This window comes from Phyllobacterium sp., from assembly GCF_037994425.1.
GTDB lineage: Bacteria > Pseudomonadota > Alphaproteobacteria > Rhizobiales > Rhizobiaceae > Phyllobacterium.
Genome location: NZ_JBBNAM010000016.1, coordinates 1 through 25,658 on the forward strand (window position 1 = coordinate 1; position 25,658 = coordinate 25,658).

Annotated in this window: 26 protein-coding genes and 1 tRNA gene; 17 read left to right on the top strand and 10 right to left on the bottom strand. The window is 57.1% G+C overall.

The window, feature by feature from the left end; genetic code table 11:
• The coding region (locus tag AAAB35_RS00555; protein WP_340666306.1) for a protein-export chaperone SecB at positions 1-230 on the top strand (230 nt) is incomplete at its 5' end.
• Between the two features lie 47 nt (positions 231-277).
• Here AAAB35_RS00555 and dnaQ read toward each other — a convergent pair.
• From dnaQ to AAAB35_RS00580, 5 genes are all read right to left on the bottom strand, one after another.
• Complete coding sequence (gene dnaQ, locus AAAB35_RS00560; RefSeq protein WP_340666330.1) at positions 278-988, bottom strand: DNA polymerase III subunit epsilon; 711 nt, start codon at positions 986-988, stop codon at positions 278-280.
• A gap of 88 nt (positions 989-1,076) precedes the next feature.
• A complete protein-coding gene (coaE, locus tag AAAB35_RS00565; RefSeq protein WP_340666307.1) occupies positions 1,077-1,667 on the bottom strand; it encodes a dephospho-CoA kinase in 591 nt (196 codons plus the stop codon).
• Positions 1,664-2,521, bottom strand: a complete 858-nt coding sequence (locus tag AAAB35_RS00570; RefSeq protein ID WP_340666308.1) for a shikimate dehydrogenase — start codon at positions 2,519-2,521, stop codon at positions 1,664-1,666. The genes coaE and AAAB35_RS00570 overlap by 4 nt, the downstream gene beginning before the upstream one ends.
• Complete coding sequence (locus AAAB35_RS00575; protein WP_340666309.1) at positions 2,514-3,107, bottom strand: Maf-like protein; 594 nt, start codon at positions 3,105-3,107, stop codon at positions 2,514-2,516. The genes AAAB35_RS00570 and AAAB35_RS00575 overlap by 8 nt, the downstream gene beginning before the upstream one ends.
• A 30-nt stretch (positions 3,108-3,137) precedes the next feature.
• Positions 3,138-3,959: a pyruvate, water dikinase regulatory protein gene (locus AAAB35_RS00580; RefSeq protein ID WP_340666310.1), complete on the bottom strand. Its 822-nt coding sequence runs from the start codon at positions 3,957-3,959 to the stop codon at positions 3,138-3,140.
• A gap of 410 nt (positions 3,960-4,369) precedes the next feature.
• On the opposite strand from AAAB35_RS00580, the gene hemE reads away from it, so the two are divergent.
• The 3 genes from hemE to rho all read left to right on the top strand — a co-directional run bounded on the left by hemE (position 4,370) and on the right by rho (position 7,433).
• On the top strand, positions 4,370-5,401 hold the full coding sequence (gene hemE, locus AAAB35_RS00585; protein ID WP_340666311.1) for a uroporphyrinogen decarboxylase: 1,032 nt from the start codon (positions 4,370-4,372) through the stop codon (positions 5,399-5,401).
• Between the two features lie 26 nt (positions 5,402-5,427).
• Positions 5,428-5,967, top strand: coding sequence for a protoporphyrinogen oxidase HemJ (gene hemJ / locus AAAB35_RS00590; RefSeq protein ID WP_340666312.1), 540 nt, complete (start codon positions 5,428-5,430; stop codon positions 5,965-5,967).
• A gap of 200 nt (positions 5,968-6,167) precedes the next feature.
• Entirely contained in the window at positions 6,168-7,433 is a 1,266-nt protein-coding gene (gene rho / locus AAAB35_RS00595; protein WP_027230937.1) for a transcription termination factor Rho, read from the top strand.
• 3 nt (positions 7,434-7,436) lie between these two features.
• Here rho and AAAB35_RS00600 read toward each other — a convergent pair whose 3' ends face one another.
• Positions 7,437-9,443: a thioredoxin domain-containing protein gene (locus AAAB35_RS00600; protein ID WP_340666313.1), complete on the bottom strand. Its 2,007-nt coding sequence runs from the start codon at positions 9,441-9,443 to the stop codon at positions 7,437-7,439.
• A 69-nt stretch (positions 9,444-9,512) separates the two neighbouring features.
• On the opposite strand from AAAB35_RS00600, the gene mnmE reads away from it, so the two are divergent.
• The 5 genes from mnmE (at position 9,513) to AAAB35_RS00625 (ending at position 15,296) form a co-directional block, all read left to right on the top strand.
• On the top strand, positions 9,513-10,844 hold the full coding sequence (mnmE, locus tag AAAB35_RS00605; RefSeq protein ID WP_340666314.1) for a tRNA uridine-5-carboxymethylaminomethyl(34) synthesis GTPase MnmE: 1,332 nt from the start codon (positions 9,513-9,515) through the stop codon (positions 10,842-10,844).
• A 173-nt stretch (positions 10,845-11,017) separates the two neighbouring features.
• Positions 11,018-12,886: a tRNA uridine-5-carboxymethylaminomethyl(34) synthesis enzyme MnmG gene (gene mnmG, locus AAAB35_RS00610; protein WP_340666315.1), complete on the top strand. Its 1,869-nt coding sequence runs from the start codon at positions 11,018-11,020 to the stop codon at positions 12,884-12,886.
• The gene (gene rsmG, locus AAAB35_RS00615) at positions 12,883-13,527 is read left to right on the top strand and encodes a 16S rRNA (guanine(527)-N(7))-methyltransferase RsmG (protein ID WP_340666316.1); all 645 of its coding nucleotides are present in this window, start codon (positions 12,883-12,885) and stop codon (positions 13,525-13,527) included. Before mnmG ends, rsmG begins: the two co-directional genes overlap by 4 nt.
• Before the next feature lie 48 nt (positions 13,528-13,575).
• Complete coding sequence (locus AAAB35_RS00620; RefSeq protein ID WP_340666317.1) at positions 13,576-14,370, top strand: ParA family protein; 795 nt, start codon at positions 13,576-13,578, stop codon at positions 14,368-14,370.
• Between the two features lie 41 nt (positions 14,371-14,411).
• Positions 14,412-15,296 carry a ParB/RepB/Spo0J family partition protein gene (locus AAAB35_RS00625; protein WP_340666318.1) on the top strand — a complete coding sequence of 295 codons (885 nt, stop codon included), beginning with the start codon at positions 14,412-14,414 and terminating at the stop codon, positions 15,294-15,296.
• A gap of 12 nt (positions 15,297-15,308) precedes the next feature.
• Here the strand turns inward: AAAB35_RS00625 and holA are convergent, their stop codons facing one another.
• Together holA and AAAB35_RS00635 are read right to left on the bottom strand one after the other, a co-directional pair.
• The gene (holA, locus tag AAAB35_RS00630) at positions 15,309-16,358 is read right to left on the bottom strand and encodes a DNA polymerase III subunit delta (protein ID WP_340666319.1); all 1,050 of its coding nucleotides are present in this window, start codon (positions 16,356-16,358) and stop codon (positions 15,309-15,311) included.
• Positions 16,359-16,508: 150 nt separating this feature from the next.
• Positions 16,509-16,583: transfer RNA gene (locus tag AAAB35_RS00635), tRNA-Gly, on the bottom strand.
• Between the two features lie 202 nt (positions 16,584-16,785).
• On the opposite strand from AAAB35_RS00635, the gene AAAB35_RS00640 reads away from it, so the two are divergent.
• The 6 genes from AAAB35_RS00640 (at position 16,786) to AAAB35_RS00665 (ending at position 20,448) form a co-directional block, all read left to right on the top strand.
• Positions 16,786-17,295 (top strand): prolyl-tRNA synthetase associated domain-containing protein, encoded by a 510-nt coding sequence (locus AAAB35_RS00640; protein ID WP_340666320.1) that lies wholly within the window; start codon positions 16,786-16,788, stop codon positions 17,293-17,295.
• 53 nt (positions 17,296-17,348) lie between these two features.
• Positions 17,349-18,323 (top strand): thioredoxin, encoded by a 975-nt coding sequence (gene trxA, locus AAAB35_RS00645; protein WP_340666321.1) that lies wholly within the window; start codon positions 17,349-17,351, stop codon positions 18,321-18,323.
• A gap of 60 nt (positions 18,324-18,383) precedes the next feature.
• Positions 18,384-19,046, top strand: a complete 663-nt coding sequence (locus AAAB35_RS00650) for an LON peptidase substrate-binding domain-containing protein (protein ID WP_340666322.1) — start codon at positions 18,384-18,386, stop codon at positions 19,044-19,046.
• A complete protein-coding gene (locus AAAB35_RS00655; RefSeq protein WP_340666323.1) occupies positions 19,047-19,256 on the top strand; it encodes a Trm112 family protein in 210 nt (69 codons plus the stop codon).
• 114 nt (positions 19,257-19,370) lie between these two features.
• The gene (locus tag AAAB35_RS00660; protein WP_340666324.1) at positions 19,371-19,949 is read left to right on the top strand and encodes a TetR/AcrR family transcriptional regulator; all 579 of its coding nucleotides are present in this window, start codon (positions 19,371-19,373) and stop codon (positions 19,947-19,949) included.
• Between the two features lie 76 nt (positions 19,950-20,025).
• Positions 20,026-20,448, top strand: coding sequence for a metallopeptidase family protein (locus AAAB35_RS00665; protein ID WP_340666325.1), 423 nt, complete (start codon positions 20,026-20,028; stop codon positions 20,446-20,448).
• 47 nt (positions 20,449-20,495) lie between these two features.
• On the opposite strand, the gene AAAB35_RS00670 is transcribed toward AAAB35_RS00665, so the two are convergent.
• Positions 20,496-21,626, bottom strand: a complete 1,131-nt coding sequence (locus AAAB35_RS00670; protein WP_340666326.1) for an aldolase/citrate lyase family protein — start codon at positions 21,624-21,626, stop codon at positions 20,496-20,498.
• Between the two features lie 155 nt (positions 21,627-21,781).
• Between AAAB35_RS00670 and leuD the strand changes: the two genes are divergently transcribed.
• A complete protein-coding gene (gene leuD, locus AAAB35_RS00675) occupies positions 21,782-22,387 on the top strand; it encodes a 3-isopropylmalate dehydratase small subunit (RefSeq protein ID WP_340666327.1) in 606 nt (201 codons plus the stop codon).
• A 155-nt stretch (positions 22,388-22,542) separates the two neighbouring features.
• On the top strand, positions 22,543-23,655 hold the full coding sequence (leuB, locus tag AAAB35_RS00680; RefSeq protein WP_340666328.1) for a 3-isopropylmalate dehydrogenase: 1,113 nt from the start codon (positions 22,543-22,545) through the stop codon (positions 23,653-23,655).
• A gap of 69 nt (positions 23,656-23,724) precedes the next feature.
• Here the strand turns inward: leuB and AAAB35_RS00685 are convergent, their stop codons facing one another.
• Positions 23,725-25,611, bottom strand: a complete 1,887-nt coding sequence (locus AAAB35_RS00685) for an MFS transporter (protein ID WP_340666329.1) — start codon at positions 25,609-25,611, stop codon at positions 23,725-23,727.
• Positions 25,612-25,658: the final 47 nt, after the last annotated feature.

Below are 25,658 nucleotides of genomic sequence, written 5' to 3' on the forward strand. Positions count from 1 at the left end.
CCGAACTCGTCTATGGCGGTGTTTTCCGCCTCGTTGGTTTCCCGCAGGAACATTTGCTGCCGCTGCTCTTCATCGAGTGCCCGCGTCTTTTGTTCCCGTTCGCGCGTCAGATCATCGCCGAAGCAACACGCAATGGTGGCTTCCCGCCGCTCATGATCGATCCCATCGATTTTGCCCAGATGTTCCAGCAGCGCATGGCAGAAGAACAGGCCAAGGCGAAGGTCAGCTGATCAAGAACACAATCCGTGACGAGAAACCCGGGCAAGACCCGGGTTTTTTATTGAAGGACGACGATGCGTTCGTTCCATATGGCTTTTTCGCCGATATTTTCGACAAGCCTGGCATGGGCGGACCGTTCCGCCTCGGTTAAACGCGGCTGCAAGGGCACCGGCCGTGGCGCGATCATGATAACGCGGGTTTGATCGCCGGCCTGGTGGCCATCGGTCTGCTCGGCGATGGTCAACCCGAGCGCCGCCTGCCTGCCGCCGATCAATTCGATATAGACTTCCGCGAGCAGCTGCGAATCGAGCAATGCACCGTGCATCGTACGGTGGCTGTTATCAATGCCATAGCGCCGGCACAGCGCATCGAGCGAATTCGGCCCCATGGGATGCTTGCGCCGGGCCAGCGCCAATGTATCGACGACGCGATCGCTGTGGATCGGCGGATGCCCAACCCGGTTGAGCTCAGCATTGATAAAGCCGATATCGAACATCGCATTGTGCGCGATCAGCTTCGCCCCGTCGATAAAATCCAGAAAATCATGGAGAATTCCGGCAAAGAGCAGCTTATCGGCCAGTTGATCATTGCTGATGCCGTGGATAGCCAGCGCATCCGCATGCACGGCCTTGCCTTCAGGATTGATAAAGACGTGAAACGTCCGGCCCGTAGGGAACCGGTTGATGAGTTCAACGCCGCCGATCTCGATGACACGATCTTCCAACCGGTCGAGCCCGGTCGTCTCCGTATCGAAAATGATCTCGCGCATCGACTCACCTTTTTCTTCACGTTCCATGAAACGGCCGCGTGGAGCAAGCGGGGATTGTCAGTATCCCCGCTTCAAGCGTGGAGCGTGCCTATCGGGCTTCAACAAGCAACGCCTCGATGACCTTCTTCACCGCAGCCCGGGTGACATCGAAGTCGTGCCGCGTGTCGATCGTAAAATCCGCCCTTTTGCGCTTTTCGGCATCCGGCGTCTGCCGCGCCAGAATTGCCTCGAGCTTATCTGGCGTCATGCCGGGGCGATCGAGAACACGTTGCCGTTGCACGTCTTCCGGGGCAGTAACCACGAGCACCTTGTCCACGCGTTGATCACCGTCCGTTTCGAAAAGCAAAGGGATGTCGAGAACGATCAGTTTCTCGCCACGCGCCAGTGCCTCGTTGCGAAACTTGGTCTCCTCGGCGCGAACCAGGGGGTGGATGATCGACTCGAGTTTCCGAAGCGCTTCACGGTTGCCAACGACGGTGGACGACAACTTCGTGCGATCGACCACACCATCTGACGTCGTTCCCGGAAAGGAAGCTTCGATCAACGGCACGGCCGCGCCGGAATAGAGCCTGTGAACAGCATCATCCGCTGAATGGACCGGGATGCCAGCGTCGACAAACATCTGGGCAGCTGTCGACTTGCCCATGCCAATTGATCCGGTGAGGCCAAGAACGATCATCGTGCCTGCCCGCCAGCCACCGGCTTCGCCATGTCTGCAAGGACGAGCTCCCGCAACTCGGAGGTCACGGCGGGTCGTTTTCCGAACCAGCGTTCGAAACCCGGTGCAGCCTGATGCAGCAGCATGCCAAGACCATCGACGACTTTCAGCCCGCGGGCCCTTGCGGCCCGCAACAGCGGCGTTTCGAGCGGAACATAAACAATGTCGGTGACAAGCGCGTCGCCATCAGCATTGGAAAGATCCATCTGCTGTTCACTTTTCCCTTCCATGCCGAGCGAAGTCGTGTTCACCACAAGGTTGGCATCCGGAATGAGTTCCGGAATGGCCCGCCACGGATGGGCGCTAATCCCGGGACCGAAACGATGGGCAAGTTCCTGAGCCCGGTCCAACGTGCGATTGACGATTCGCACTTCGGTGAAACCACGCTGCTTCAACGCATAGACGATAGCGCGGCTGGCTCCGCCAGCACCGAGGACCAGTGCGTTCCTACCTTTGTCCCAACCCGCGCTCAAAGCGTCGAGATTTGCGGCAAAACCATAGGCGTCGGTATTCCCGCCCCAGAGTTCACCCTCCTCAAACCAAAGCGTATTGACCGCGCCGATTTCCTCAGCGGCTGCATCGCGTTTGCAGACCAGGCCGAAGGCCGCTTCCTTGTGCGGGATTGTTACATTGCCGCCGACAAAGCCGGACTGCCGTATTCCTTTGACAAAATCAGAAAAATTCTCGGGCGCTACCCCTATGGCCCGATAAGAGCCATTGAGGCCGTAGGATTTCAGCCAATGGCCATGGATCAGCGGCGAGCGCGAATGGCCTATGGGATACCCAGTTACGAACGCGTTCAATGTGTCAGCCATCAATCGCACTTTCCCGGCGCAATTCGGCGAGAAGTGGCAACAATGGCAGGCCGACAATCGTGAAATAGTCGCCGTCAACCTTTTCGAACAACTGCACGCCCTCGCCTTCAAACTGATAGGCGCCTACGCTCTGCAGAGCAGTTTCGCCGACACGAGACAGATGACGCCCGACAAAGCCCGGATCGAGATCGCGCAATGTCATACGCGCCACCGACACGTGCCGCCACAGGGTCTCGCCATTCCTGGCAAGTACAACGGCGCTGTTCAAATGATGCGTCTTGCCCGAGAGTTCGAGCAGTTGCCGCCGCACTGCTTCCATATCGGAAGGTTTGTGCAAAACCTCCTCGCCGAGCGAAAGCGTCTGATCCGAACCAATCACCAGTGCTCCGGGATTGCGCTCGCTTACGTCGAGCGCTTTAGCTTCTGCCAGGACAAGCGCGACATCCTCCGGCGTTGCCCCGGTCTCATAAAGTGGAGCCTCTGCGGCACGCTCATCAATGTTGGCGGACTCGACCGTGAAATTGACGCCGGCGTTTTTCAAGAGCGCGGCACGAAACGGGCTCTTTGAGGCAAGGATGATATCCATGGCTTCCTCTTGAATGACTTTGCTGTTGCGTTATCGCCCCTCTGCCCGAAGGGCAAGGACCGCGGCCGCGGTTTCTTCGATAGAGCGCCGCGAAACATCGATCATCGGCCAGTTGTGTCGGTGACAGATCTGCCGCGCGTACGTCAACTCCTCAATAATGTTAGCCCGATCTAGATACTGTTCGGCATCGAAGTTTTGCGAAGCGCCAAGTACACGGTGCTGGCGAACTTGCGATATGCGTTCAGCCGAGGCAACAAGGCCAACGACGAGCGGCCTTTGCGATTGCACAAGGACGTCTGGTATGGGAACTCCGAGAACAATCGGCACATTGACGGTCTTGATACCGCGATTGGCGAGATAGATGCTGGTCGGCGTCTTTGACGTGCGCGAAATGCCGATCAAAACCACATCCGCCTCCTCGATATCGAGCGGCAATTGTCCGTCATCGTGCTCCATAGTGAAATTCAATGCATCGATGCGGCGGAAATATTCGGCGTTGAGGACATGCTGTGCACCAACCCGTCGCCCGGCCGGCGTTCCGAGATAAGATTGGAAGATGCCGAGCACGGGCTCGAGAACCGACACGCAGGGAACACCGAGTGCAGCACAACCGTCATTGATCATCGCTGCAAGGCGCTGATCAATGATCGTATAAAGAACGATACCGGGTTCGGCATCGATGCTGTCGAGTACTCTTCGTATCTGCTTCTCAGTGCGTATCAGGGGATAGATGTGCTCAATCGCGCGCGCATGAGCGTATTGCGCAGAAGCAGCCCGCCCGGCGGCAATGAGAGTCTCGCCGGTCGCATCAGAAATCATGTGAAGATGGAAGTAGTTTACTGGTTTCGTCACAGAAATTTCCACGCTCTGTTGATGGCTGGGGACAAAACTCCCAGCCTTTCACAACTGATGGCAGCCATGTGAATTCTTGGCAAGTCATCCACAACTGGCAGGCCTGTGCGCGTTTCTTCGCCTGGTTCCCGCGATACGGGGAAAGCCAAAACTTTTATATGATTGTTCATCCAACTTTCACAGAATTTTCCACAACCTATCGCGCGCTAAACCATTGAAATAGATAAATATATTACTTATCTAACATAGACACGGCCAGAATCTGTTTGGTTATCCCGGCCTAATCGTTCAATTGTTGGCTGTGGGAAAGTTCTGGCAATTCGCTAATTCCCGGTACAAACAGACTCTAAGAATCAGAAAACCCGAAATAGATCTGAATTTCTTTTTTGTAGGACAAGCCGGAGACGACGATGGTTCGCAAAGTGATGAAAGTCCTTGGAGGCGAGACTGTCTTTCCTCCACCCATCTGGATGATGCGACAAGCAGGGCGGTATCTTCCCGAGTATCGGGAAGTACGCAAGAATGCGGGAAGTTTTCTCGATCTCTGCTATACCCCCGATCTTGCCGTTGAAGTGACGATGCAGCCAATTCGGCGATTTGGCTTTGACGCGGCAATTCTGTTTTCGGATATCCTCGTTGTACCGCACGCGCTCGGTCGCGACCTTCGCTTCGAAGAGGGTCGCGGGCCCATGATGACGCCGATTGACGTCGACGGGATATTCTGGCTCGAATCAGGTGGTGCAGCGGATCGGCTGGAGCCGGTCTATGAGGCGGTGAGGCTCCTGCGGCAGCAACTGCCCAACGAGACAACGCTGCTCGGCTTCTGCGGGGCGCCATGGACGGTTGCGACCTATATGATCGCCGGCCACGGCACGCCGGACCAAGCACCAGCGCGTCTTTTCGCCTATCGCCATCCCGACGCATTTCAAAAACTGCTCGACGAACTTTCCGACGTGTCGGCCGAATACCTGATCCGACAGATCGGAGCAGGCGTGGACGCAGTCCAGATTTTCGATTCCTGGGCAGGAGTTCTCGACGAAGCTTCATTCGAGCAGTTCTGTGTCGCTCCTGTGGCGCGGATTGTGGCGAAGGTTCGCGCGGTTCATCCGGATGTGCCGATCATCGGTTTTCCAAAGGGCGCCGGTGCACTTTACGCCAATTATCGTGAACGCACGGGCGTTACGGCACTGGGCCTCGACTGGTCCGTACCGCTGTCGATGGCGTCTTCGTTGCAGGGCGGCGGGCCGGTGCAGGGCAACCTTGATCCCTTGCGGGTTGTTGCTGGCGGCAAGCCGCTCGATGACGGCGTTGATGCCATCCTCGACGCGCTTGGCCAAGGCCCATTGATCTTCAATCTCGGCCACGGCATCACGCCGGATGCTCCTGTTGCTCATGTGGAGCAGATGATCAACCGGGTTCGGCTTGCTTCTTCGCGGGGCTGAGGTATCAATTTCAGAGGATGTAAGCGATGAGTAGCGCTGGTTCGAGCGGCACGAAGTCAAGTAGCATTCCGCTGCTTTCCAGACTGATCGTAGCTGGCGTCGCGCTCTGCCTTGTCGCCCTGGTTGTATTCTATCCGGATGATGCCTATCTGTGGGTCAAGGCGTTCCATGTCATTGCCGTGATCTCATGGATGGCCGGGATGCTCTATCTACCCCGCCTCTTTGTTTATCACTGCGCCGCCGTAACGGGCTCGACCGAGTCCGAGACCTTCAAGGTTATGGAACAGCGGCTTCTCAAGGCAATCATCAATCCGGCCATGGGAATTACCTGGATCGCTGGCTTATGGCTGGCCTGGAAGACGGCGGCCTACTTGGACGGCTGGTTTCACGTCAAGTTTCTGGCGGTTTTCGCTCTGTCGGGTGTCCACGGGTACTTTTCCAAGGCAGTGAAGCTCTTTGCCAAGGATCAAAATGAGAAGTCGCAGCGGTTCTGGCGGCTCATGAACGAAGTTCCGACGCTTCTTATGGTCATTATCGTGATCATGGTCGTCATAAAGCCATTTTGATCGATCACAGAAACTGCTAATCTCTATCAAAACCACTCATGAAATCACTTGCCCTTGCTAGCGGGATTAGCTAGATAGGGGCCTCCTCTCCGGAAATACCGCCACAGCATCTTCAGCCAATATTTTTCTCTGGCACTGCGTTTGGGCATCGTCATTTCCCTTCCCCATTCACAACATTAGAATTAAGAGTTCCGCCACACATGCAGGAAATGAAACTACAAGAACTCAAGAACAAGACGGCGGTCGACCTTCTCGCCTTCGCGGAGTCGCTTGAGGTGGAAAATGCCAGCGTCATGCGCAAACAGGAATTGATGTTTGCAATATTGAAGAAGCTGGCTTCGCAAGAAGTCGAAATTATTGGCGAAGGCGTCGTCGAAATCCTACAGGACGGATTTGGCTTCATGCGGTCCGCCAATGCCAACTACCTCCCGGGTCCCGACGATATCTACATCTCGCCATCACAGATAAGGCGATTTTCGCTCAAGACTGGCGATACGGTCGAGGGTCCCATTCGCGGCCCCAAGGAAGGCGAACGTTATTTCGCCCTGCTCAAGGTCAACACGATCAATTTCGAAGACCCCGAGAAAATCCGCCACAAGATCCACTTCGACAATCTGACGCCGCTCTATCCGAATGAGCGCTTCAAGATGGAGCTGGAAAATCCGACCACAAAGGATCTCTCGGCGCGCGTCATCGATCTCGTCGCCCCACTCGGCAAAGGCCAGCGCGGTCTCATCGTTGCGCCGCCGCGTACAGGTAAGACGGTTCTCCTCCAGAATATTGCCCATTCAATCACCGCCAACCATCCTGAATGCTACCTCATCGTTCTTCTCATCGACGAGCGTCCGGAAGAAGTTACGGATATGCAGCGTTCGGTAAAGGGCGAGGTCGTATCCTCGACATTTGATGAGCCTGCCTCGCGGCACGTTCAGGTTGCCGAAATGGTGATCGAGAAAGCCAAGCGACTGGTAGAGCACGGACGCGACGTCGTAATCCTGCTCGATTCCATCACACGCCTTGGCCGTGCCTACAATACGGTCGTGCCGTCATCGGGCAAGGTCCTTACCGGCGGTGTTGATGCCAATGCCTTGCAGCGCCCGAAGCGCTTCTTCGGTGCGGCGCGCAATATCGAGGAAGGTGGTTCTTTGACCATCATCGCGACGGCGTTGATCGATACCGGCAGCCGTATGGATGAAGTCATCTTTGAAGAATTCAAGGGCACGGGTAACTCGGAAATCGTGCTCGACCGCAAGGTCGCCGACAAGCGCATCTTCCCGGCCATGGACATTCTGAAGTCCGGTACGCGCAAGGAAGACCTGCTCGTCCCGCGCCAGGACCTCCAGAAGATCTTCGTGCTGCGCCGTATTTTGGCGCCGATGGGAACGACCGATGCGATCGAGTTCCTCATCGATAAGCTCAAGCAGACCAAGACCAATGGCGAGTTCTTCGACTCGATGAATACCTAAGGCTCAGGCGCCAGGCTGAAGGAGCGCTAATAGCGCTTCCGCCGTGTCCACAGGAGCAAGACACACGAACCCGCGGCAGAGATAAGCCGCGGGTTTTTCTATGGTGACTTCTCCGGCGCCGGTAATGAATTCGATCTTCTTGCCCTGTACGAACTCGGCCCAGATGTCTGTCCGTCGCGGATCCGGAAAACGCCGCGCTGTTTGGAAGAGCGCATTATCAACGTCCGGTGTCACGATTACGAGTTTCATGGGATCGAGAAGCAGGCTGGCGCTGTTCAAGACGCCGGCCTGGCCGAAACGCTGCTGCAAGACGCGTCCGATCGCTTCTTCGGCGATGCGCTCGGCTCCTTGCCGCAGGGTGTCGTCGCCTGTCGTGGTTGCCAGTCGAGACACGGCCTCGATTATCTGGCCTGTAGCGCTCGGTATGGCCTCATCCTGATCGCCGCGCACGCGAATGATGACGTCGCCGCTATCGGAAGCACTGAGCGCGTAGCCACCATCTTCCGTACGGTACCATTGGTCGAGCATCGCAAGCCAATTCGTGGCGTTATCGATATAGGTTTTGTCCTGAGTCAATTGATGCAGCGCGAGCGCCGCGTTAATCATTGCCGCGTAGTCGGACGATAGCCCGGGAAACTGACGCGAGTCGCCCAGCACCGAATGAGGAAGGCGGCCATCAATCATCGATTCGGCAACGGAACGATAGCTTTCGCTGGCAAGGCGCAACCAGTCAGGTCTTTCAAACACTGCGGACGCCTCCGCCAGCGCACGAATCGCTAGCCCGTTCCAGTCGGTAAGTGCCTTGTCATCCCGGCTCGGCCGAACACGAAGCTCGCGCAGGTGGAAAAGGTCCTGGCGCTCAGTCGCCAACCTTGCCTCTACCGCGGAATCGGTTAACCGCGGCGATCGCAGCCTATTGAGAATATTTTTGCCTTCCCAATTGCCGGCCTCGCTAATGTCATAGATGTCGCGGAAGGCTTGAAAATCTTCATTCCCTGGAATCTCGGCGCTCGACCACACGTAGAACCGCCCCTCCTCGCCTTCGCTATCGGCATCGAGGCTCGAAGCAAACCGGCTGCCGATAAGCATTTCCCGCTCAAGCCAAGCAATTGTCTCTTCGATTCGCTGGCGAAACAATATTTCGCCCGTTGCAGCATAGGCAAGCGTCGCATGCCGGATCATCTGCGCATTATCGTAGAGCATCTTCTCGAAGTGCGGCACCAGCCAGCGATCATCGACGGAATAACGCGACAGCCCCCCGCCCAAGTGGTCGTAAATCCCGCCCTGCAACATCATATGCAGGCTAGTCAGAAATGCATCGCGATGGGACCTATCGCCATTGCGCAACCAGGATAGCCAGAGCGCGTCCATGAAGGGCGCACTCGGAAATTTGGGAGCGCCGGAAACACCGCCCGTCTCCAGGTCGATCATGGCATGGACGTTCACGGCGAACTGGTTGAAGAGAGCCGAATCGATTTGGGACGGCTCCGTCTTCGCATCGAGCCTTCCGCTGACGTGGCTCACAAGCGCTCGCACATTCTGCTCAACGCGCATCCTATCCTCATGCCAGACGCTGTTGATCAAGCGAAGAATGTCGAGGAAGCCCGGCTTGCCATAGCGCGAATGCTTGGGAAAATAAGTGCCACCCCAAAAAGGCTTCGCTTCCGGGGTAAGGAACATGGTGAGCGGCCAACCGCCCTGCTCGCCCATAGCACCAAGGGCGGCCATATAGATCTGATCGATGTCAGGCCTCTCCTCGCGGTCGACCTTGACGTTCACGAAGAGCTCGTTCATTACCGCCGCGACCTCTGCGTCCTCGAAGCATTCGTGGGCCATGACGTGGCACCAATGACAAGCTGCATATCCCACCGAAAGTAGAATTGGCTTTTGGGCACCGTGGGCTTCCGCAAGCGCACTTGGACCCCACGGTCGCCAGTTGACTGGATTCTGTGCGTGTTGGCGCAGATAGGGGCTAGATTCCTGGCCGAGCAGGTTTCGTTGCTCACTCATTGCGGCTGCAGCCTTTCGAACGAGCCCTGATTGGGCTATCAACGCCTATTCTAGTACGGATCGATGAAAATGAAACAGAGGGTCGCCAGCGAAACCATATTCGCACTTTCGAGTGGGAGGCTACCGGCGGGGGTAGCGGTCATCCGTCTTTCCGGTCCACAAACTCGATTCGTCATCGAAACGATTTTCGGGCGTGTGCCTCTGCCGCGTGTCGCTACCCTAAAGACTCTGTGCGATCGCGTGGGAAATCCCATCGACAGAGGGCTTATCCTCTATTTTCCCGCGCCATATAGCTTTACTGGCGAAGATTGCGGCGAATTTCACCTCCATGGTGGCAAGGCCGTCGCTGACGCTGTCATAACATTGCTTTACTCTTTTGACGGTTGTCGCATGGCAGAAGCAGGAGAATTCACGCGGAGGGCTTATGCCAACGGGAAGTTCGATCTCACCGCGGCCGAGGGACTGGCAGATCTGATAGCGGCGGAAACCGAGAGCCAGCGCAAGCTCGCACTCCAGATCACTTCGGGCGCGCAAGCATCTCTCTATGCGGGTTGGCGCGAGGAGCTCATCCGGGCGCGGGCTTACATCGAGGCAGAACTCGACTTTGCCGACGAATCGGATGTTCCTGGGTCCGTCTCGGACCAAGTGTGGACGGGTATGAGAAACCTGACCCAACGGATACAGAAACACATTTCCGATGGGAGGCGCGGCGCACTTGTCCGAGACGGTTTCCGCGTAGTTATTGTTGGCGCACCAAACGCGGGCAAATCTAGTCTTCTTAATGCCTTGGCGGGGAGTGACGTGGCGATTGTTTCCGATGAGCCAGGAACGACACGGGACCTGATCGAGATTAAACTCGATCTCGCCGGTTTGGCTGTTCTCGTAACCGATACCGCGGGGCTCAGGGAAACCGATGGCAAAGTTGAGCGTATCGGAATCAACAGGGCACGCGAACGCGCGGCGGCTGCCGATTTGGTGCTTGCCCTGGTTGACCTTTCCGATCCTGAAGCGGTTCTACCAACTGACATTGACAATGATATGGTTTTGCGTGTTGGAACCAAGTCGGATTTGGCCATACCGTCTCAACGAGCAGGTTGCGATTTGGTGATTTCAACACGAAGTGACGAGGGCCTCGATGCGCTGCTTACTACACTTGAAACGCGCGCCGTTGAAGCAGTTGGCAACCTCGCGGACCCCCTGCCGACGCGACGACGCCACCTTGAACTCCTCGCGGAGACGAGCCACGAGCTTGATGCCGCGATCCACCAGACCAACGCACCGTTGGAAGTTCGGGCAGAATATTTGCGGACGGCGTCTTATGCGTTGGGTCGGATAACGGGACACGTCGACGTTGAAGATATTCTAGACGTGGTGTTCTCACAGTTCTGCATAGGCAAATGATTCACGTGAAACACTGGCCAATCTGTCGGATGGTTGTCTGCCACCCCGCGCCGGACACCTGTTTCAGTGCAGAGGAATGTTTCACGTGAAACATTGTTTATTTGGCCATACTTGACTCCAAACGCGGTTTTGCCCATCAAGACGCAGATTCGAATCTCTGAAAGCAAAGTATCGTGCAAGACGTCTATGATGTCATCGTCATCGGTGGTGGTCACGCCGGCTGCGAAGCCGCGGCAGCCTCCGCACGCTTCGGTGCGAAGACCGCGCTGGTAACCCATTGCGCTGACACAATCGGCGTGATGTCTTGCAATCCTGCTATCGGCGGATTGGGCAAAGGTCACCTCGTGCGAGAGATCGATGCGCCCGACGGCTTGATGGGCCGCGTCGCTGACGCTGCCGGTATTCAGTTCAGGCTTCTCAACCGCCGCAAAGGCCCTGCCGTTCGGGGGCCGAGAACGCAAGCGGACCGCAAACTCTATCGGTTGGCAATGCAACAGGCAGTAGCCGTGCAATCGGACCTGGACGTGCTCGAGGGCGGCGCAAACGACCTCGTCATCACCGACGGCAAGGTTGTTGGTGTCCAATTGATAGACGGCCGGGTATTATCCTGTGGTGCTGTCGTCTTGACGACCGGAACATTCTTGCGTGGGCTGATCCATATTGGTGAGAAGAAGACTCCCGCGGGGCGGATGGGTGAGGCTCCGGCCCTGGGGCTCTCCGATACGCTGATGCGGTATGGCTTCGCGCTGGGCCGACTTAAAACCGGCACGCCTCCTCGACTGGACGGACGCACGATTGATTGGCAAGGTCTCGACATCCAGTCGGCGGACGAGGAGCCCCTACCCTTTTCGCTGATGACGGATTCGATTACCAATCCGCAAATTGACTGTGGGATCACGCGCACCACGCTCAAAACGCACGATATCATTCGAGCGAATCTGCATCGCTCGGCCATGTATTCGGGATCGATCGAGGGGATTGGCCCGCGCTACTGTCCCTCTGTAGAGGATAAGATTGTCAAATTTGGTGATCGCGATGGACATCAAATTTTTCTTGAGCCGGAGGGTCTGGACGACCATACCGTCTATCCCAACGGTATTTCGACCTCACTGCCCGAAGACGTGCAGGCTGATCTCCTGGAAACGATACCCGGGCTTGAAGGCGCAACAATGCTGCAGCCCGGCTATGCCATAGAGTATGATTTCATAGATCCGCGCGAACTCGACCGTAGTTTGCAGACCCGGCGTATCGGTGCGCTCTTTCTCGCGGGCCAAATCAATGGCACGACGGGCTACGAGGAAGCGGCTGCCCAGGGACTCCTTGCAGGGCTCAACGCGGCGCGCCTCGCTGGGGCGGGCGATCCCGTAATTCTGCACCGTACGGAAGCATACATTGGTGTGATGGTCGATGACCTGACGTCCCGCGGAGTGAGTGAGCCTTACCGCATGTTCACATCCCGTGCGGAATTTCGTTTATCGCTGCGTGCTGATAATGCCGATGAGCGTCTGACGCCCTTGGCGGAACGCCTTGGGATACTGAGTGCGGCGCGACGTGGGCGCTTTGCCGCCCGGACCAGTGATCTCGATTTTGCGCGAGTGCTCAGCAAGAGCCTGGCGATTACGCCAAGTGCAGCTGCCGCTCATGATCTTCATCTCAACCAGGACGGTATCCGCCGCTCGGCGTACGATCTTCTGGCCTTTCCGGATATCGATCTCGATCGCCTCAAGCGGATTTGGCCGGAGCTTGGCCAACTGAACCCGCGAATAGGTAAGGCCCTCGAAATCGAGGCCCAATACGCCGTCTATCTGGAGCGCCAGAAGTCCGATGTGGCGGCAATGGAGCGCGAGGAAGCGCTGTTGATCCCTCCCTCGATTGACTTTGCAGCGACTTCGGGGCTTTCGAATGAATTGAAGCAGAAGCTGAGAGATCGCCGGCCGCGATCGATCGCCGAAGCTCAGCGCATCGACGGTATGACGCCGGCCGCCCTTGCCTTGATAATTGCTCAGATACGTAAAGGCTCAACGACGCGAGACGTCGCGTGAGCGATTGGCGCGAAGCAAGTCTCAATCAGGTGTTATCCACTGTTTCACGTGAAACAGTGGATAACCTTTATGGCTTCGAAGAACTGTTCCGCAAATGGTCAAAGGCCATCAATCTATCTGCTCCTTCGACGCTCGATCAGCTTTGGGAGCGCCATATCATCGATAGCGCGCAACTCTTCGATCTCGCGCCAGGCGCTAAAACCTGGCTTGACCTCGGGTCAGGCGGAGGGTTTCCCGGCGTGGTAATTGCCATCCTGTTGAAGGAACGACAGGGCGGGCGTATCGATCTTGTTGAAAGCAACGGCAAGAAGGCGGCTTTTTTGCGCACTGCTATCGGTAAATTCGCCGCTCCGGGAGTTGTCCACGCGGCGCGAATTGACAATGTATGGAATCGAATCGCAACGCCGGAGATAGTGACGGCGCGGGCACTTGCCTCTTTAAGCGAACTTTTTGCGCTTGCAGGGCCATGGCTAAAGTCTGGTGCAACTGGGCTTTTTCAAAAAGGCCGGGATTACCGGCGCGAAGTTGCTGAAAGCCGTGTTGATTGGGCATTCGATCTGGTAGAACACCAAAGCGCGGTGGATAGGGATTCGGTAATCCTGCAGATCAGCAATCTGCGCCCGGCCGGTCCTCGCGCCTAAAAGCACTCGTCCGCAGCCAAAACGCAGTTTCTGCTCAGGAAGATAGTGATGAATAGTCAGACTCGCATCATTACCATAGCCAATCAGAAAGGCGGGGTGGGGAAAACCACCACGGCCATCAACTTGGCAACGGCCTTGGCGGCAATCGGCGAGAATGTGCTCGTCGTCGATCTGGATCCGCAGGGTAACGCAAGTACTGGACTTGGGATCGACCGCAAAAACCGCGATGTTTCCTCCTATGATGTTCTAATGCAAACGGCTTCGGTGGAGGATGCAGCCGTCATGACGGCCGTGCCAAACCTGTCGCTGATTCCGTCAACGCTCGATCTCTTGGGCGTCGAGATGGAGATTGGCAATGCTGCGGATCGCGCGACGCGCTTGCGCAAGGCCTTTCGTGGCAATCCGGCTGCGTCACCATACTCCTACATATTGATCGATTGTCCCCCCTCGCTCAATCTGTTGACAATGAATGCCATGGCTGTCGCTGACTCGGTACTGGTTCCGCTGCAGTGCGAGTTTTTTGCGCTCGAGGGTCTCAGCCAATTGCTGGAGACCGTCAGCCAAGTGCGCGCGTCGCTCAACCCGCAGCTCAATATCCAGGGTATCGTCCTCACGATGTACGACGGTCGCAACAACTTGGCCACGCAGGTCGTTGACGATGTTCGATCGTTCATGGGCGACAAGGTCTACCGAACCGTAATCCCGCGCAATGTCCGCGTCTCCGAGGCGCCGTCATATGGAATACCGGCCATCCTCTATGATTTGAAGTGTGCGGGAAGCCAGGCCTATCTGCAACTTGCCTCGGAAGTGATACAGCGCGAGCGCCATTTGCGGGCCGCGTGACGATCGATTCGACTACGAAATGATTATGAAAGTTGACGACAATGAATGAAGACCTCTCCAAGAAGCGACTCGGCCGCGGTCTCGCAGCGCTCATCGGTGAAATGGATCGGTTGCCGGATGAAAGCGCTCCGCGCCCGTCGGCGCCTCAGGACAGGCACATTCCGATCGAATTCATTACCCGTAATCCGCGCAACCCGCGCCGATTGTTCACGGAAGGCGATCTGGAGGACCTGACCCAATCCATCCGCGAACACGGGATCGTTCAGCCGGTCGTTGTCCGCCCGGTACAAGGTTCGCCCGACCATTATGAACTCATTGCTGGCGAACGCCGCTGGCGCGCGGCGCAGCGCGCCGGCGTTGCCGCGATCCCCGTCATCATTCGCGAAGTCAATGACCGCGTGGCTCTCGAGCTTGCGATTATCGAGAATGTTCAGCGCGCCGATCTCAATCCTATTGAAGAAGGTATGGGATATCAGCAACTTATCGACGACCACGACTATACGCAGGCGGACCTTGCGCAAGTGATAGGCAAGAGCCGCAGCCATGTTGCGAATACGCTGCGTCTGCTGAAATTGCCGGAGCCGGTTAGGGACATGATCACCAATGGCGCGCTGTCCGCGGGCCATGCGCGCACGTTGATTACCGCAGAAAACCCTGGTGCTCTTGCTGACAAGATTGTTCGCGATGGATTATCGGTACGCCAGGCGGAGGCCCTGGCGCAGAACGGTGGGGAATCGACTGCTCCCAAGCCTAAGGTCGAGCGCGATACCGAAAAGGATGCCGATACGCGCGCGTTGGAAAAATTGCTGTCCGACGTCACCGGCATGCGCGTAACGGTAAACCATCAGAATAAAGGTGGCGACGTTCGCATCCACTACACGACGCTGGAGCAGCTCGACGAGGTCTGCCGCCGCCTGCAAAGTTGATTCGCAGATAATTCAGCGCGAGAGGCGACCTGCCCGTGCCGCTTCTGCGGCAAGGGCAATGAGTGATTGGCGGATAATTGGCACAGCGAGATCGGCGTTTCGCCTGCTTTCAAGAACAGTCCGCTGCAGACGTTCAATGGCACGGGCGCAAGCGACCGTGGACCAGCGTTGCAAGGCTGACTCCACCAACTTCTTTCGGGCAAAGAAAATCGGTGGTTTAGCCGCGGCTACCGCCGTTCCCGCGTTTTTTCCCTCAGTTTCCATGCCGTAACGTAACGTTTGTAACGACTGGAACTGGCGGATCGCGGTACTAAGGATAAGAAAGCTTGATGATCCGCTCCCTATCACGCGGTCGAACGCGTGCGTAAAATCATTAAGGTTACCCACCATGATTGCATCGATGATCGTCTCGTAGGATATGGCGCTGACATCACCAATAATATCGCGCACATCATCGATGGTGATGCGTTCATTGCCGAGGGCGTAAAGACAGAGCTTTTCAAGTTCTCCTCGCGTCGCTAGGCGATCTCCCCCCAGGCTTTCCTTGAGAAGGCTGCGGGCGTCCAGGCTGATCTGCAACCCATGGCGCGCCATCATGTCATCAATGGTGCCGTCGAGGCTGCGGGCATCATCACTGTAGCAGGGCAGGGCCATGGCGCAGGCACTCTGTTCGATGGTTCCGCGCAGACCGGCGCCCTTCTTCAGGTCGCCTGCCTCGATCAGGATGAACGTAGCTTGCGGGGGATTCTTGACAAGATGGGCGACAGCGTCGGCCAAGCCCTTCTGGACAGTCGCGTTGCGGACCCAGATCAATCTCTCGCCCCCGAACATCGATATGGTGTTTGCCTCGTCGGAGAGCCTGCCAGGTTCTGCCTGGATGGTATCGGCATCGAGACGAATAACCGCAAAGGGGTCATCCGGGGCAAGGCCCGTTAGTTTGGTGAATGCAACAGCACGCTCGCTGACGAGCCCCTTGTCGGGCCCGTATAGCAGGATGATCGGATAGGCGCGATCGAGCCTTTTCAGGAATGAATCAACCTCGTGCGCTTTCTTCTGGGCCATGATCTAAGGATTTACTGCTTTGGCTGGAGATTGCAATGCTGTCGGAGCAAGGAGGCACGAAGTCGTCGCCATGGGAAACGGCAAAGGTGCAAAAGCAAGAAGGCGCCCCGAAGGGCGCCTTGCTTAAGTGCTTCAAATCATTGAGACAACTGGAGCGGGAAATGGGATTCGAACCCACGACCCCAACCTTGGCAAGGTTGTGCTCTACCCCTGAGCTACTCCCGCGTGCGCCAGTCTGTCTTGCGAAGCGGGGCTTATATGACCCAAGCGCCGGCTAATTGCAACAGGGTTTTTTCAACTTCTGAACGATATCGCGAAAAAACGCCAAAAGGCCCGGATTGAACGAGGCTTTTTGCTTGAGGCCACTCAATCAAGCCATTATTTACAACAGGAGCCTCCCTTAGACCGCCAACTTCAGAAAGCCCCCATGCTCAAGACTTTCGACGATTTGATGCAATTTCTCGATGATCTGAACATTGAAGTGTCGACGATTCGCCACGCGCCCGTATTTACGGTCGCCGAGGCCCAAGACCTTCGTGGCCAGATTTCGGCGGTTCACACGAAGAACCTCTTCCTGAAGGACAAAAAGGACAATTTCTATCTCGTAACAGTAGACGAGGAAGCCGAGGTCGATTTGAAGTCCATACATGGCAAGATAGGGGCGGCAAGCCGCGTTTCCTTCGGCAAGCCGGAAAAGCTTCTCGAATATCTTGGTCTCGTCCCTGGCGCTGTAAGCGTTTTCGGCGTGATCAACGATAGGCAACATCAGGTGAAAGTGGTACTTGACGAAGGGCTTATGCAGCACGATACCATTAATGCACACCCGCTGAGCAATGATGCAACCAGTTCCATCGGTCGCGACGATCTGTTGACCTTTCTCAAGGCGACCGGACACGATCCGTTGATCTTGAAAATAGACGGATCGACCCCAAACTGATAGCTGAATGTTTTCGGGGCCACCGATGCTCCGGCGGATGACGGGAGAACTTGATGAGCAATACAGATAACCCGTTTGGCGGCGGCTATGGTGCCACCACCGGCACGACCAGCGTGTCCTATGGTGCTGCGACCCAAAATGCTTCGGCCGCCGCGGAACTGATCAAAGATACGACGACGGCCGCGTTCGCTAAGGACGTCGTTGCTGAATCGAAGCGTCAACCGGTTCTTGTCGATTTCTGGGCGCCTTGGTGCGGGCCATGCAAGCAATTGACCCCCATTCTGGAGAAGGCCGTGCAGATGGCGGGCGGGCGGGTGAAGCTCGTCAAGATGAACATCGACGATCATCCGGCGATAGCCGGCCAGCTCGGCATTCAATCGATCCCCGCCGTGATCGCCTTTGCCGATGGCAAGCCGGTCGACGGCTTCATGGGAGCTCTGCCCGAGTCCAAAGTAACGGAATTCATCAACCGGCTCGCTTCACCGGATGGCGGGAAGGATGCTGCCATCCAATCGGCGCTTGATGCCGCGGCCGAGGCGACCGAGACGGGACATTTCGAGCAGGCAGGACAGATTTACTCGGCCATTCTCGGCGAGGTGCCCGACCATGCGGTAGCACTGGCGGGTCTTGCGACCACGCTCGTGGAACTCGGCGACGTCGGGCAGGCGCGAGCTACCCTCGAGCGCGTCCCGTCCGACAAGCGGCAGGAGGAGAGTGTACGCTCGGCCGAGGCGAAGATTGCACTCGCCGAGCAGGTGGCAACGCTTGGTGACTCAGTGGCGCTCGAGGCCCGCCTTCAGGCGAACCCCAAGGATCATCAGGCTCGCTTCGATCTCGCAATGATCCTGAATGCCAAGGGCGAGCGCGATGCGGCCGCCGATCATCTTCTCGCCATCATGCGGGCCGATCGTAGCTGGAATGACGATGGTGCCCGCAAGCAGTTGCTGCAGTTTTTCGACGCGTGGGGCCCAACCGATCCATCCTCTGTCGCTGCGCGTCGCAAATTGTCTTCCTTGCTGTTTTCCTGAGGAAAATCAGGCACTATAGCCATCGATCCCGGCTCGTCCGGGTTTGGCTTGGAGAAAATGATGAAGGCAGGAAACGTACGCTATCGGACGCTGGAGGACATCCCGGAAAGCGTGCCGATCTTTCCGCTATCGGGCGCACTGCTGCTTCCCGGCGGACAACTGCCGCTCAATATTTTCGAACCACGCTACCTTGCGATGGTGGACGCAGCCCTTGCGGGGAAACGCATCATCGGCATGATTCAACCGCGCTTCGACCAGGAAGACGGCGAGGAAGCTGAGCTTTGTGAGGTCGGGTGTCTCGGACGTATCACTTCCCTTGCCGAGACGGGGGATGGGCGGCTGCTCATCACGCTCCACGGCATTTGTAGATTCCGCATCGTCAAGGAGATGGGAACGCGCGCGCCTTTCAGGCAGTGCAAGATTGCGCCGTTGCGCGCCGATCTCGATGAGGCTGATGATTCGGAGGTGGACCGCGCGGCCCTCCTGCGCGTGTTCCGCGCCTATCTAGACGCCAATAGTCTCGAAGCTGACTGGGACGGCATCGCGCGGGCCGGCAACGAAACGCTGGTCAATGCGCTTGCGATGATGTCGCCGTTTGGTGCGGCGGAGAAGCAGGCGCTGCTCGAAGCAGCCGATCTCAAGACACGAGCCGAAACCCTCATTGCCATTACCGAGATTGCCCTCGCAAAGGACCAGGACGATTTCGAGGGCAGCCTGCAATAAGTGGAGGATCAAGCCGTGACGGAGGGCAAGCGTGAAACTTCCATCGACCGCAAGTTGCTCGAGTTGCTGGTCTGTCCACTGACAAAGGGCGCGCTTGTCTACGATCAGGAAAAATCCGAACTGATCTCCCAATCCGCACATCTGGCCTATCCTGTACGGGACGGCATCCCGATCATGCTACCCTCGGAGGCGCGTTCGATCGAGGATTGAACGGGCCTCGGGGCGCGGCTCGTCTGGTCCTCGTCTTCGCAGGCACAATGACTTTCGTTTGATCGAAGAATGGGGCACAATCCCAGTCAGTTGCATGACTGACAGAGGCGGATCATGGCAAAACATAACGACAAGCGGGAGATCCTGACTGCGACGGCTGCCGGACTGTTCTGGCGTCACGGCTATACTGTCACCAGTCTCGCAGATATCGCCGTAAGCTCGGGCATTCCGCTGGGCAACATCTATTACTATTTCAAGACAAAGACCGAACTCGCGCGCAGCGTGGCGGACATTTTCGTTGCCGAAACAGATGAAATGCTCGCAGAGATCGTTGCTGCGGACCAGGATCCCAGACGACGCCTGCAGCGTCTCATCGACAAATTGGCGCAATCGCTCAAGAGCCGCGTCGAGCATGGTTGTCCGATCGCATTGGCGGTTCGTGATTTTCGCCGCGACTCGCCAGAGGCGGCGGGCAGGGCGGCCGAAGCGTTCAGCCTGCTCATCGGGTTCATTGGTCGCGAACTCGGACGTTCAGGTATTCGGCCGTCCACCGCGCTTGCCATCGCGCGCAACGCTGTGACCGAATGGCAGGGCGGGATCATGCTGGCCCATGGCCTTCGAGATCCGACCGTGCTTGCCGAAAGTTTCCGGCGCATGGAACGGCTGCTTTTGGCGGCAAAGGCCCACGCCTAACCGCAAAAAGCGTCGCATCTCGCATATACGGGCAAAAGGCACTATATGAAGCCGAAAAGCCCGTCATGGAGTTGCAATGGCCCGAAGTAACCAAGCTGCCGATTGGGGTAACCGTCTGTCACCGTCACTTGGCGAGATCGAATCGCTGGCGATCGAAGCCTACGCGCATTTGCCGGAAACCTTCCGCAGCCTTTGCGGCGATATCACCATTCAGATTTCCGATTTCCCCGACGATCAGATTATTGAAGACATGGGCCTGGAATCGCCCTTCGATCTTCTGGGGCTCTTCGAAGGGACTGGCATTGGCGAACGCTTTTCCTTATCGACCGGGCAGCAGGCCAATCGCATCACGCTTTACCGGCGGGCGATCCTTGACTATTGGGCCGAATACGAAGAAGCCTTGGGCGATATCGTGACCCACGTCTTGATCCACGAAATTGGTCACCATTTCGGCCTCTCCGATGAAGACATGGAGCGGCTCGAAGCGAGCGTTGACTGACTGAAGATATTGAGCGACGCCAGTCGCAGGCGAAGCGGCAACCGCCCTCAAAAGTCGCTGAGCTTGATACTTGGCTCATAGTCTACACCGTCCACGTCCTTGACGACTGCCTGGCCGCACTGCATCACGCCGGTTACCGAATTGAACGCATAGGTCGGTGAGCCATAGATATGCCATCCCTTGTTTATGGCTGCCGTTACCTTGTGGCAGAAGCTGGCATCATCAGGGCCCGTCAGAAACCGATATAGTTTCATTGTTATGTTTCCCATGTTTGGAGCGAAGCGATCCGGCTTCTCCCAGTTTCTGCCAAGAGCATCGACTTTTGTAACGAGCTTTTGCGCCGATTCAAGGTGGAGGCGCTCGACCATTCTCCCGGACAGGGCGATAACGCCCTTGCCGCTATTCTCGGGACGGGCAAACGCTGCAACAATGGCCCTTGCTTCGCCCAACGTTTGCTCGTCAGGAAGGAAAGCGGCATTGGCCGGCTCGATCTGCGCCGGGTGAATGAGGCTCTTGCCGTCGAAACCCATTTGTGCGGCCTCCGCGCATTCAGCGCTAAACCCATCAAAGTTGGCAAAATCATTGAAAACGCCGTCGATGACATCGAGCTTCCCGGCCCTGGCGCATAGGAGCACCTGCATGAGCCAAGGCGCAAAAAACGCGCGGCCCGCTTTCAGCCGGGTTCCGGTCTCCTTGGCAATATCGTTCGTCCCGACGACAACGCAATCGAGACGCGCAGTCGAGCGCAGGCCGAGTTCGGCGATGGCATCGACGTTAAGGATGCCGCGCGGTGTCTCGATCATTGCCCACAAGCGTATACCTTCGGAGGCATCGGTATCGTCGAGAACATCCGCTACATTGGTCACGTCCTGCGGCGTCTGAACTTTCGGTAGAAGAATGGCGTCAGGCTTGCAGGCACGGGCAGCCAGCAGGTCTTCGGCTCCCCATTCACCGTCAAGTGCATTGATGCGAATGACCCGCTCTGCGGTGCGAGGCGGATGGACGAGGAAATAATTGCGGAGCGCTTCCCGCGAAGTCTCTTTCGCCTCGGGGGCAACAGCGTCCTCGAGATCGAATATGACAGCGTCTGCCTGGAGCGAGGCGACTTTGGCAAGGGCCTTGGCATTTGACGCGGGAACGTAAAGGACCGAACGGCGCAAGCGAGAAGGTTTCGTCATGCCGGTTTTGTGCCTTGATCGCTGCACCAAGACAAGTGCAATCCTGCGTGAACGGCAATGAGGCTCAAAGTGCCACAGGTGAAACGCTTTGATTCGCTGCAAAGCTGGTGTAAAGCGAACAATCAATCTCTACCCAGAATCTACAGGCAGATATTATGGACAAATTCACCAAGCTCACCGGCGTTGCCGCTCCGCTGCCAATCGTCAATGTCGACACCGACATGATCATCCCGAAGGACTACCTGAAGACGATCAAGCGCACGGGTCTTGGCACGGGGCTCTTTGCCGAAATGCGGTATAACGAAGACGGCAGCGAGAATCCGGATTTCGTGCTCAACAAGCCCGCCTATCGCAAGGCGCAGATTCTGGTGGCGGGCGACAATTTCGGTTGCGGATCGAGCCGCGAGCATGCGCCGTGGGCTCTACTCGATTTCGGGATTCGCTGCGTCATCTCTACCAGCTTTGCCGACATCTTCTACAATAACTGCTTCAAGAATGGTATCCTGCCGATCCGCGTCAGTCATGAGGATCTCGACAAATTGATGGACGACGCGCAGCGCGGCGCAAATGCGACCCTGTCGATCGATCTCGAAGACATGACCATCAAGGGCCCCGACGGCGGTACAATCAAGTTCGATCTCGACGAATTCCGCCGCTATTGCATGCTCAACGGTCTCGACGATATCGGCCTGACGATGGAGAAGGCTGGCATGATCGACACGTTCGAAACCGCGAATGCGGAAAAGCGCCCCTGGGCCTGAGCGTTCAATAAGCTTTTGTCACGGCCCGCTTCGGCGGGCTTTTTCATTTGCAGACCGGCAAAGTTTTCAGAAAATTGCGCGTAACGCTTTCCATCTTTGCCGAACTTGCGCTAAGGAACCGCCATTCCGTTCAACCGCTCTAGAGGTTTTCCCGCATGGCATCGAAAAAGCTCCTCCTTCTTCCCGGCGACGGCATTGGACCCGAGGCAATGGCCGAGGTTCGCAAGATCATTGCCTATATGAATGCCGAACTAAAGAGCGGCTTTGAGCTCGATGAAGGCCTCGTCGGCGGCAGCGCCTATGATGCGCATGGTGCGGCCATCTCCCAAGCCGATATGGCAAAAGCGCTGGCCGCCGACGCCGTGCTCTTCGGCGCTGTCGGTGGACCGAAGTGGGATAGCGTACCGTACGATGTCCGCCCGGAAGCAGGTCTTCTGCGCCTGCGCAAGGATATGGAGCTCTTTGCCAATCTGCGTCCTGCCATCTGCTATCCGGCGCTGGCCGACTCCTCGTCGCTCAAAAAGGAAGTGGTCGAAGGTCTCGACATTCTGATTGTGCGCGAATTGACCGGCGGCGTCTATTTCGGCGAGCCGAAGGAGATCCGCGATCTTGGCAACGGCCAGAAGCGCGGCATCGATACGCAGGTTTACGATACCTATGAGATTGAACGTATTTCCGGCGTCGCCTTCGAGCTTGCGCGCACCCGCGCGAACAAGGTGACCTCGATGGAAAAGCGCAATGTCATGAAGTCGGGTGTGCTCTGGAACGAGGTTGTCACCGCCACGCACAAGGCCAGATATTCCGACGTCAAGCTCGAGCACATGCTTGCCGACGCCGGCGGTATGCAGCTGGTGCGTTGGCCCAAGCAGTTCGATGTGATTGTCACGGACAATCTGTTTGGCGACATGCTTTCCGATATTGCAGCCATGCTGACGGGTTCGCTCGGCATGCTGCCGTCTGCCTCCCTCGGCGCGCCGGACGCTAAGACTGGCAGCCGCAAGGCGCTCTACGAGCCGGTGCACGGTTCGGCGCCCGACATTGCCGGAACAGGCGTTGCTAATCCGATTGCGATGATTGCTTCGTTTGCGATGTGCCTGCGTTATTCGTTCAACATGATTGCCGAGGCCGACAGACTGGAAGCCGCGGTCGCTGGCGTCCTCGACGACGGGATTCGCACGGGCGACATCATGTCGGAAGGCAAGACCAAGGTTGGCACCGTCGAAATGGGCGACGCGATCTTGGCCAAGTACAAGGCCCTGGCTGCCTGAAGATTAGCGACTTAAAAAGAAAAGCCCGGCGCGACAGAAATCGCGCCGGGCTTTCTTTGGTTTTGCAGGTCAGTCTATGGCGTGAAGATCCGTACCCTTCGTATCGCGTACGAAGAGAAGGCCGATGATGAGGGTCATCGCTGCAATCACGATGGGGTACCAGAGGCCATAATAAATATCGCCCTTGGCAGCACTCATCGCGAAAACCGTAGCCGGCAGCAGGCCACCGAACCAGCCGTTGCCGATATGGTAGGGCAGCGACATGCCGGTGTACCGGATGCGTGTCGGGAACATCTCCACCAGGATGGCGGCAATCGGCCCGTACACCATCGTGACGTAAAGCACGAGGATGAACAGGATGCCGATGACCTTCGGCCAATTGACGGCAGCAGGATCCGCTACCATCCTGAACGCGCCAGCGCCCGGAATGGAGAAGACTGCGACCTCGGTTGCGCCGGCCGCTTCATCGGCAGTAACCAGCTTGTCCTTGACCGCCTGAGCCACGGGCACCATCGTCTTGTTGCCAGCCCGAATGGCAGCAGCATCGAGTGCGAGTTTCGGGTTGGCCGCGACAAAGGCGTCCAGCTTGGCATCGGTGACCTTGGCGGGGTCACGGACAAGCGGATATCCGCCATCCTTAAGCGCGGTGTTGACGCCCTTGGTGAAGGCCGCAGTCTTCGCCGCGGCATCAGCGCCGGCTGTCGCGCCGTCGAACGACGTAACGGTTTCGTTGCCGATCGTCACAGTTGCCGCTGTGCCTGCAGGTGCAGTAGCGACGATGTCATAGGGTATCGAGCTCTTCGCCAGGAAGTCAGTGGCGATATCGCACGAGGTGACCGGCTTGCGGGTACCCACTGGATTGAACTGGAAGTTGCAATCTCCCTGAGCCGCGGTGACGGTCGCCCGTACCGATTCCTGCGCCTGAGCGAGTGCCGGGTTAGCGGCCCAGGTCAGCGCGTGGAACAGCGGGAAATAGGTGATGATCGCCAGGGCAAGACCCGCCATGATGATGGGCTTGCGACCGACCCTGTCTGACAGCCAGCCGAAAAAGACGAAGAAGCCGGTACCGAGCAACAGGGCGATGGCGATCATGATATTGACCGATTGACCATCGACCTTGAGCACGTTCTGCAGGAAGAACAGTGCGTAGAACTGGCCCGAATACCAGACGACGGCCTGGCCGGCAGTGAGGCCAAAGAGAGCCAGAAGGGCGATCTTGGCATTCTTCCACTGACCGAAAGCTTCAGAAAGCGGAGCCTTGGAGCCTTTGCCTTCTTCCTTCATCCGCTGGAACGTCGGCGATTCACTCAAGGACAACCGAATCCACACGGAAATGCCCAGAAGAACGAACGACAGGATGAACGGTACGCGCCATCCCCATGCAGCGAAAGCTTCCTTGCCCAGCCAATTCTGCACAACGAGAATGACGATGAGCGAGAGGAACAACCCCAGTGTCGCGGTGGTCTGGATCCAGGATGTGTAATAACCGCGCTTGTTGTCGGGTGCGTGTTCGGCAACATATGTTGCGGCGCCACCGTATTCGCCGCCAAGCGCCAGGCCCTGAAGCATACGCAGGCCGATGAGAATGACCGGCGCGGCAATGCCCCAGCTCGCCGATCCAGGAAGGATACCGACGAGGAAGGTCGACAGACCCATGATCAAGATTGTCACGAGAAAGGTGTATTTGCGGCCTACCAGGTCGCCAATCCGACCGAAGACCAGCGCTCCGAAAGGACGGACCAAAAATCCGGCTGCAAAGGCCAGCAGGGCAAAGATGTTGCGTGTTGCTTCCGGATATTCGCTGAAGAACGCCGCGCCGATGAAGGCCGCCAAGGACCCGTAAAGATAGAAGTCGTACCATTCAAATACGGTACCGAGCGAGGAAGCGAAGATAACCTTCTTCTCTTCCCTCGTCATTCCCCGACTGGACGAGTCGGCCAAAGACGTCGTTGCCATTGTATTCCTCCCAGAAAACGGCAGTTGAACCAAGAACACGCACAACA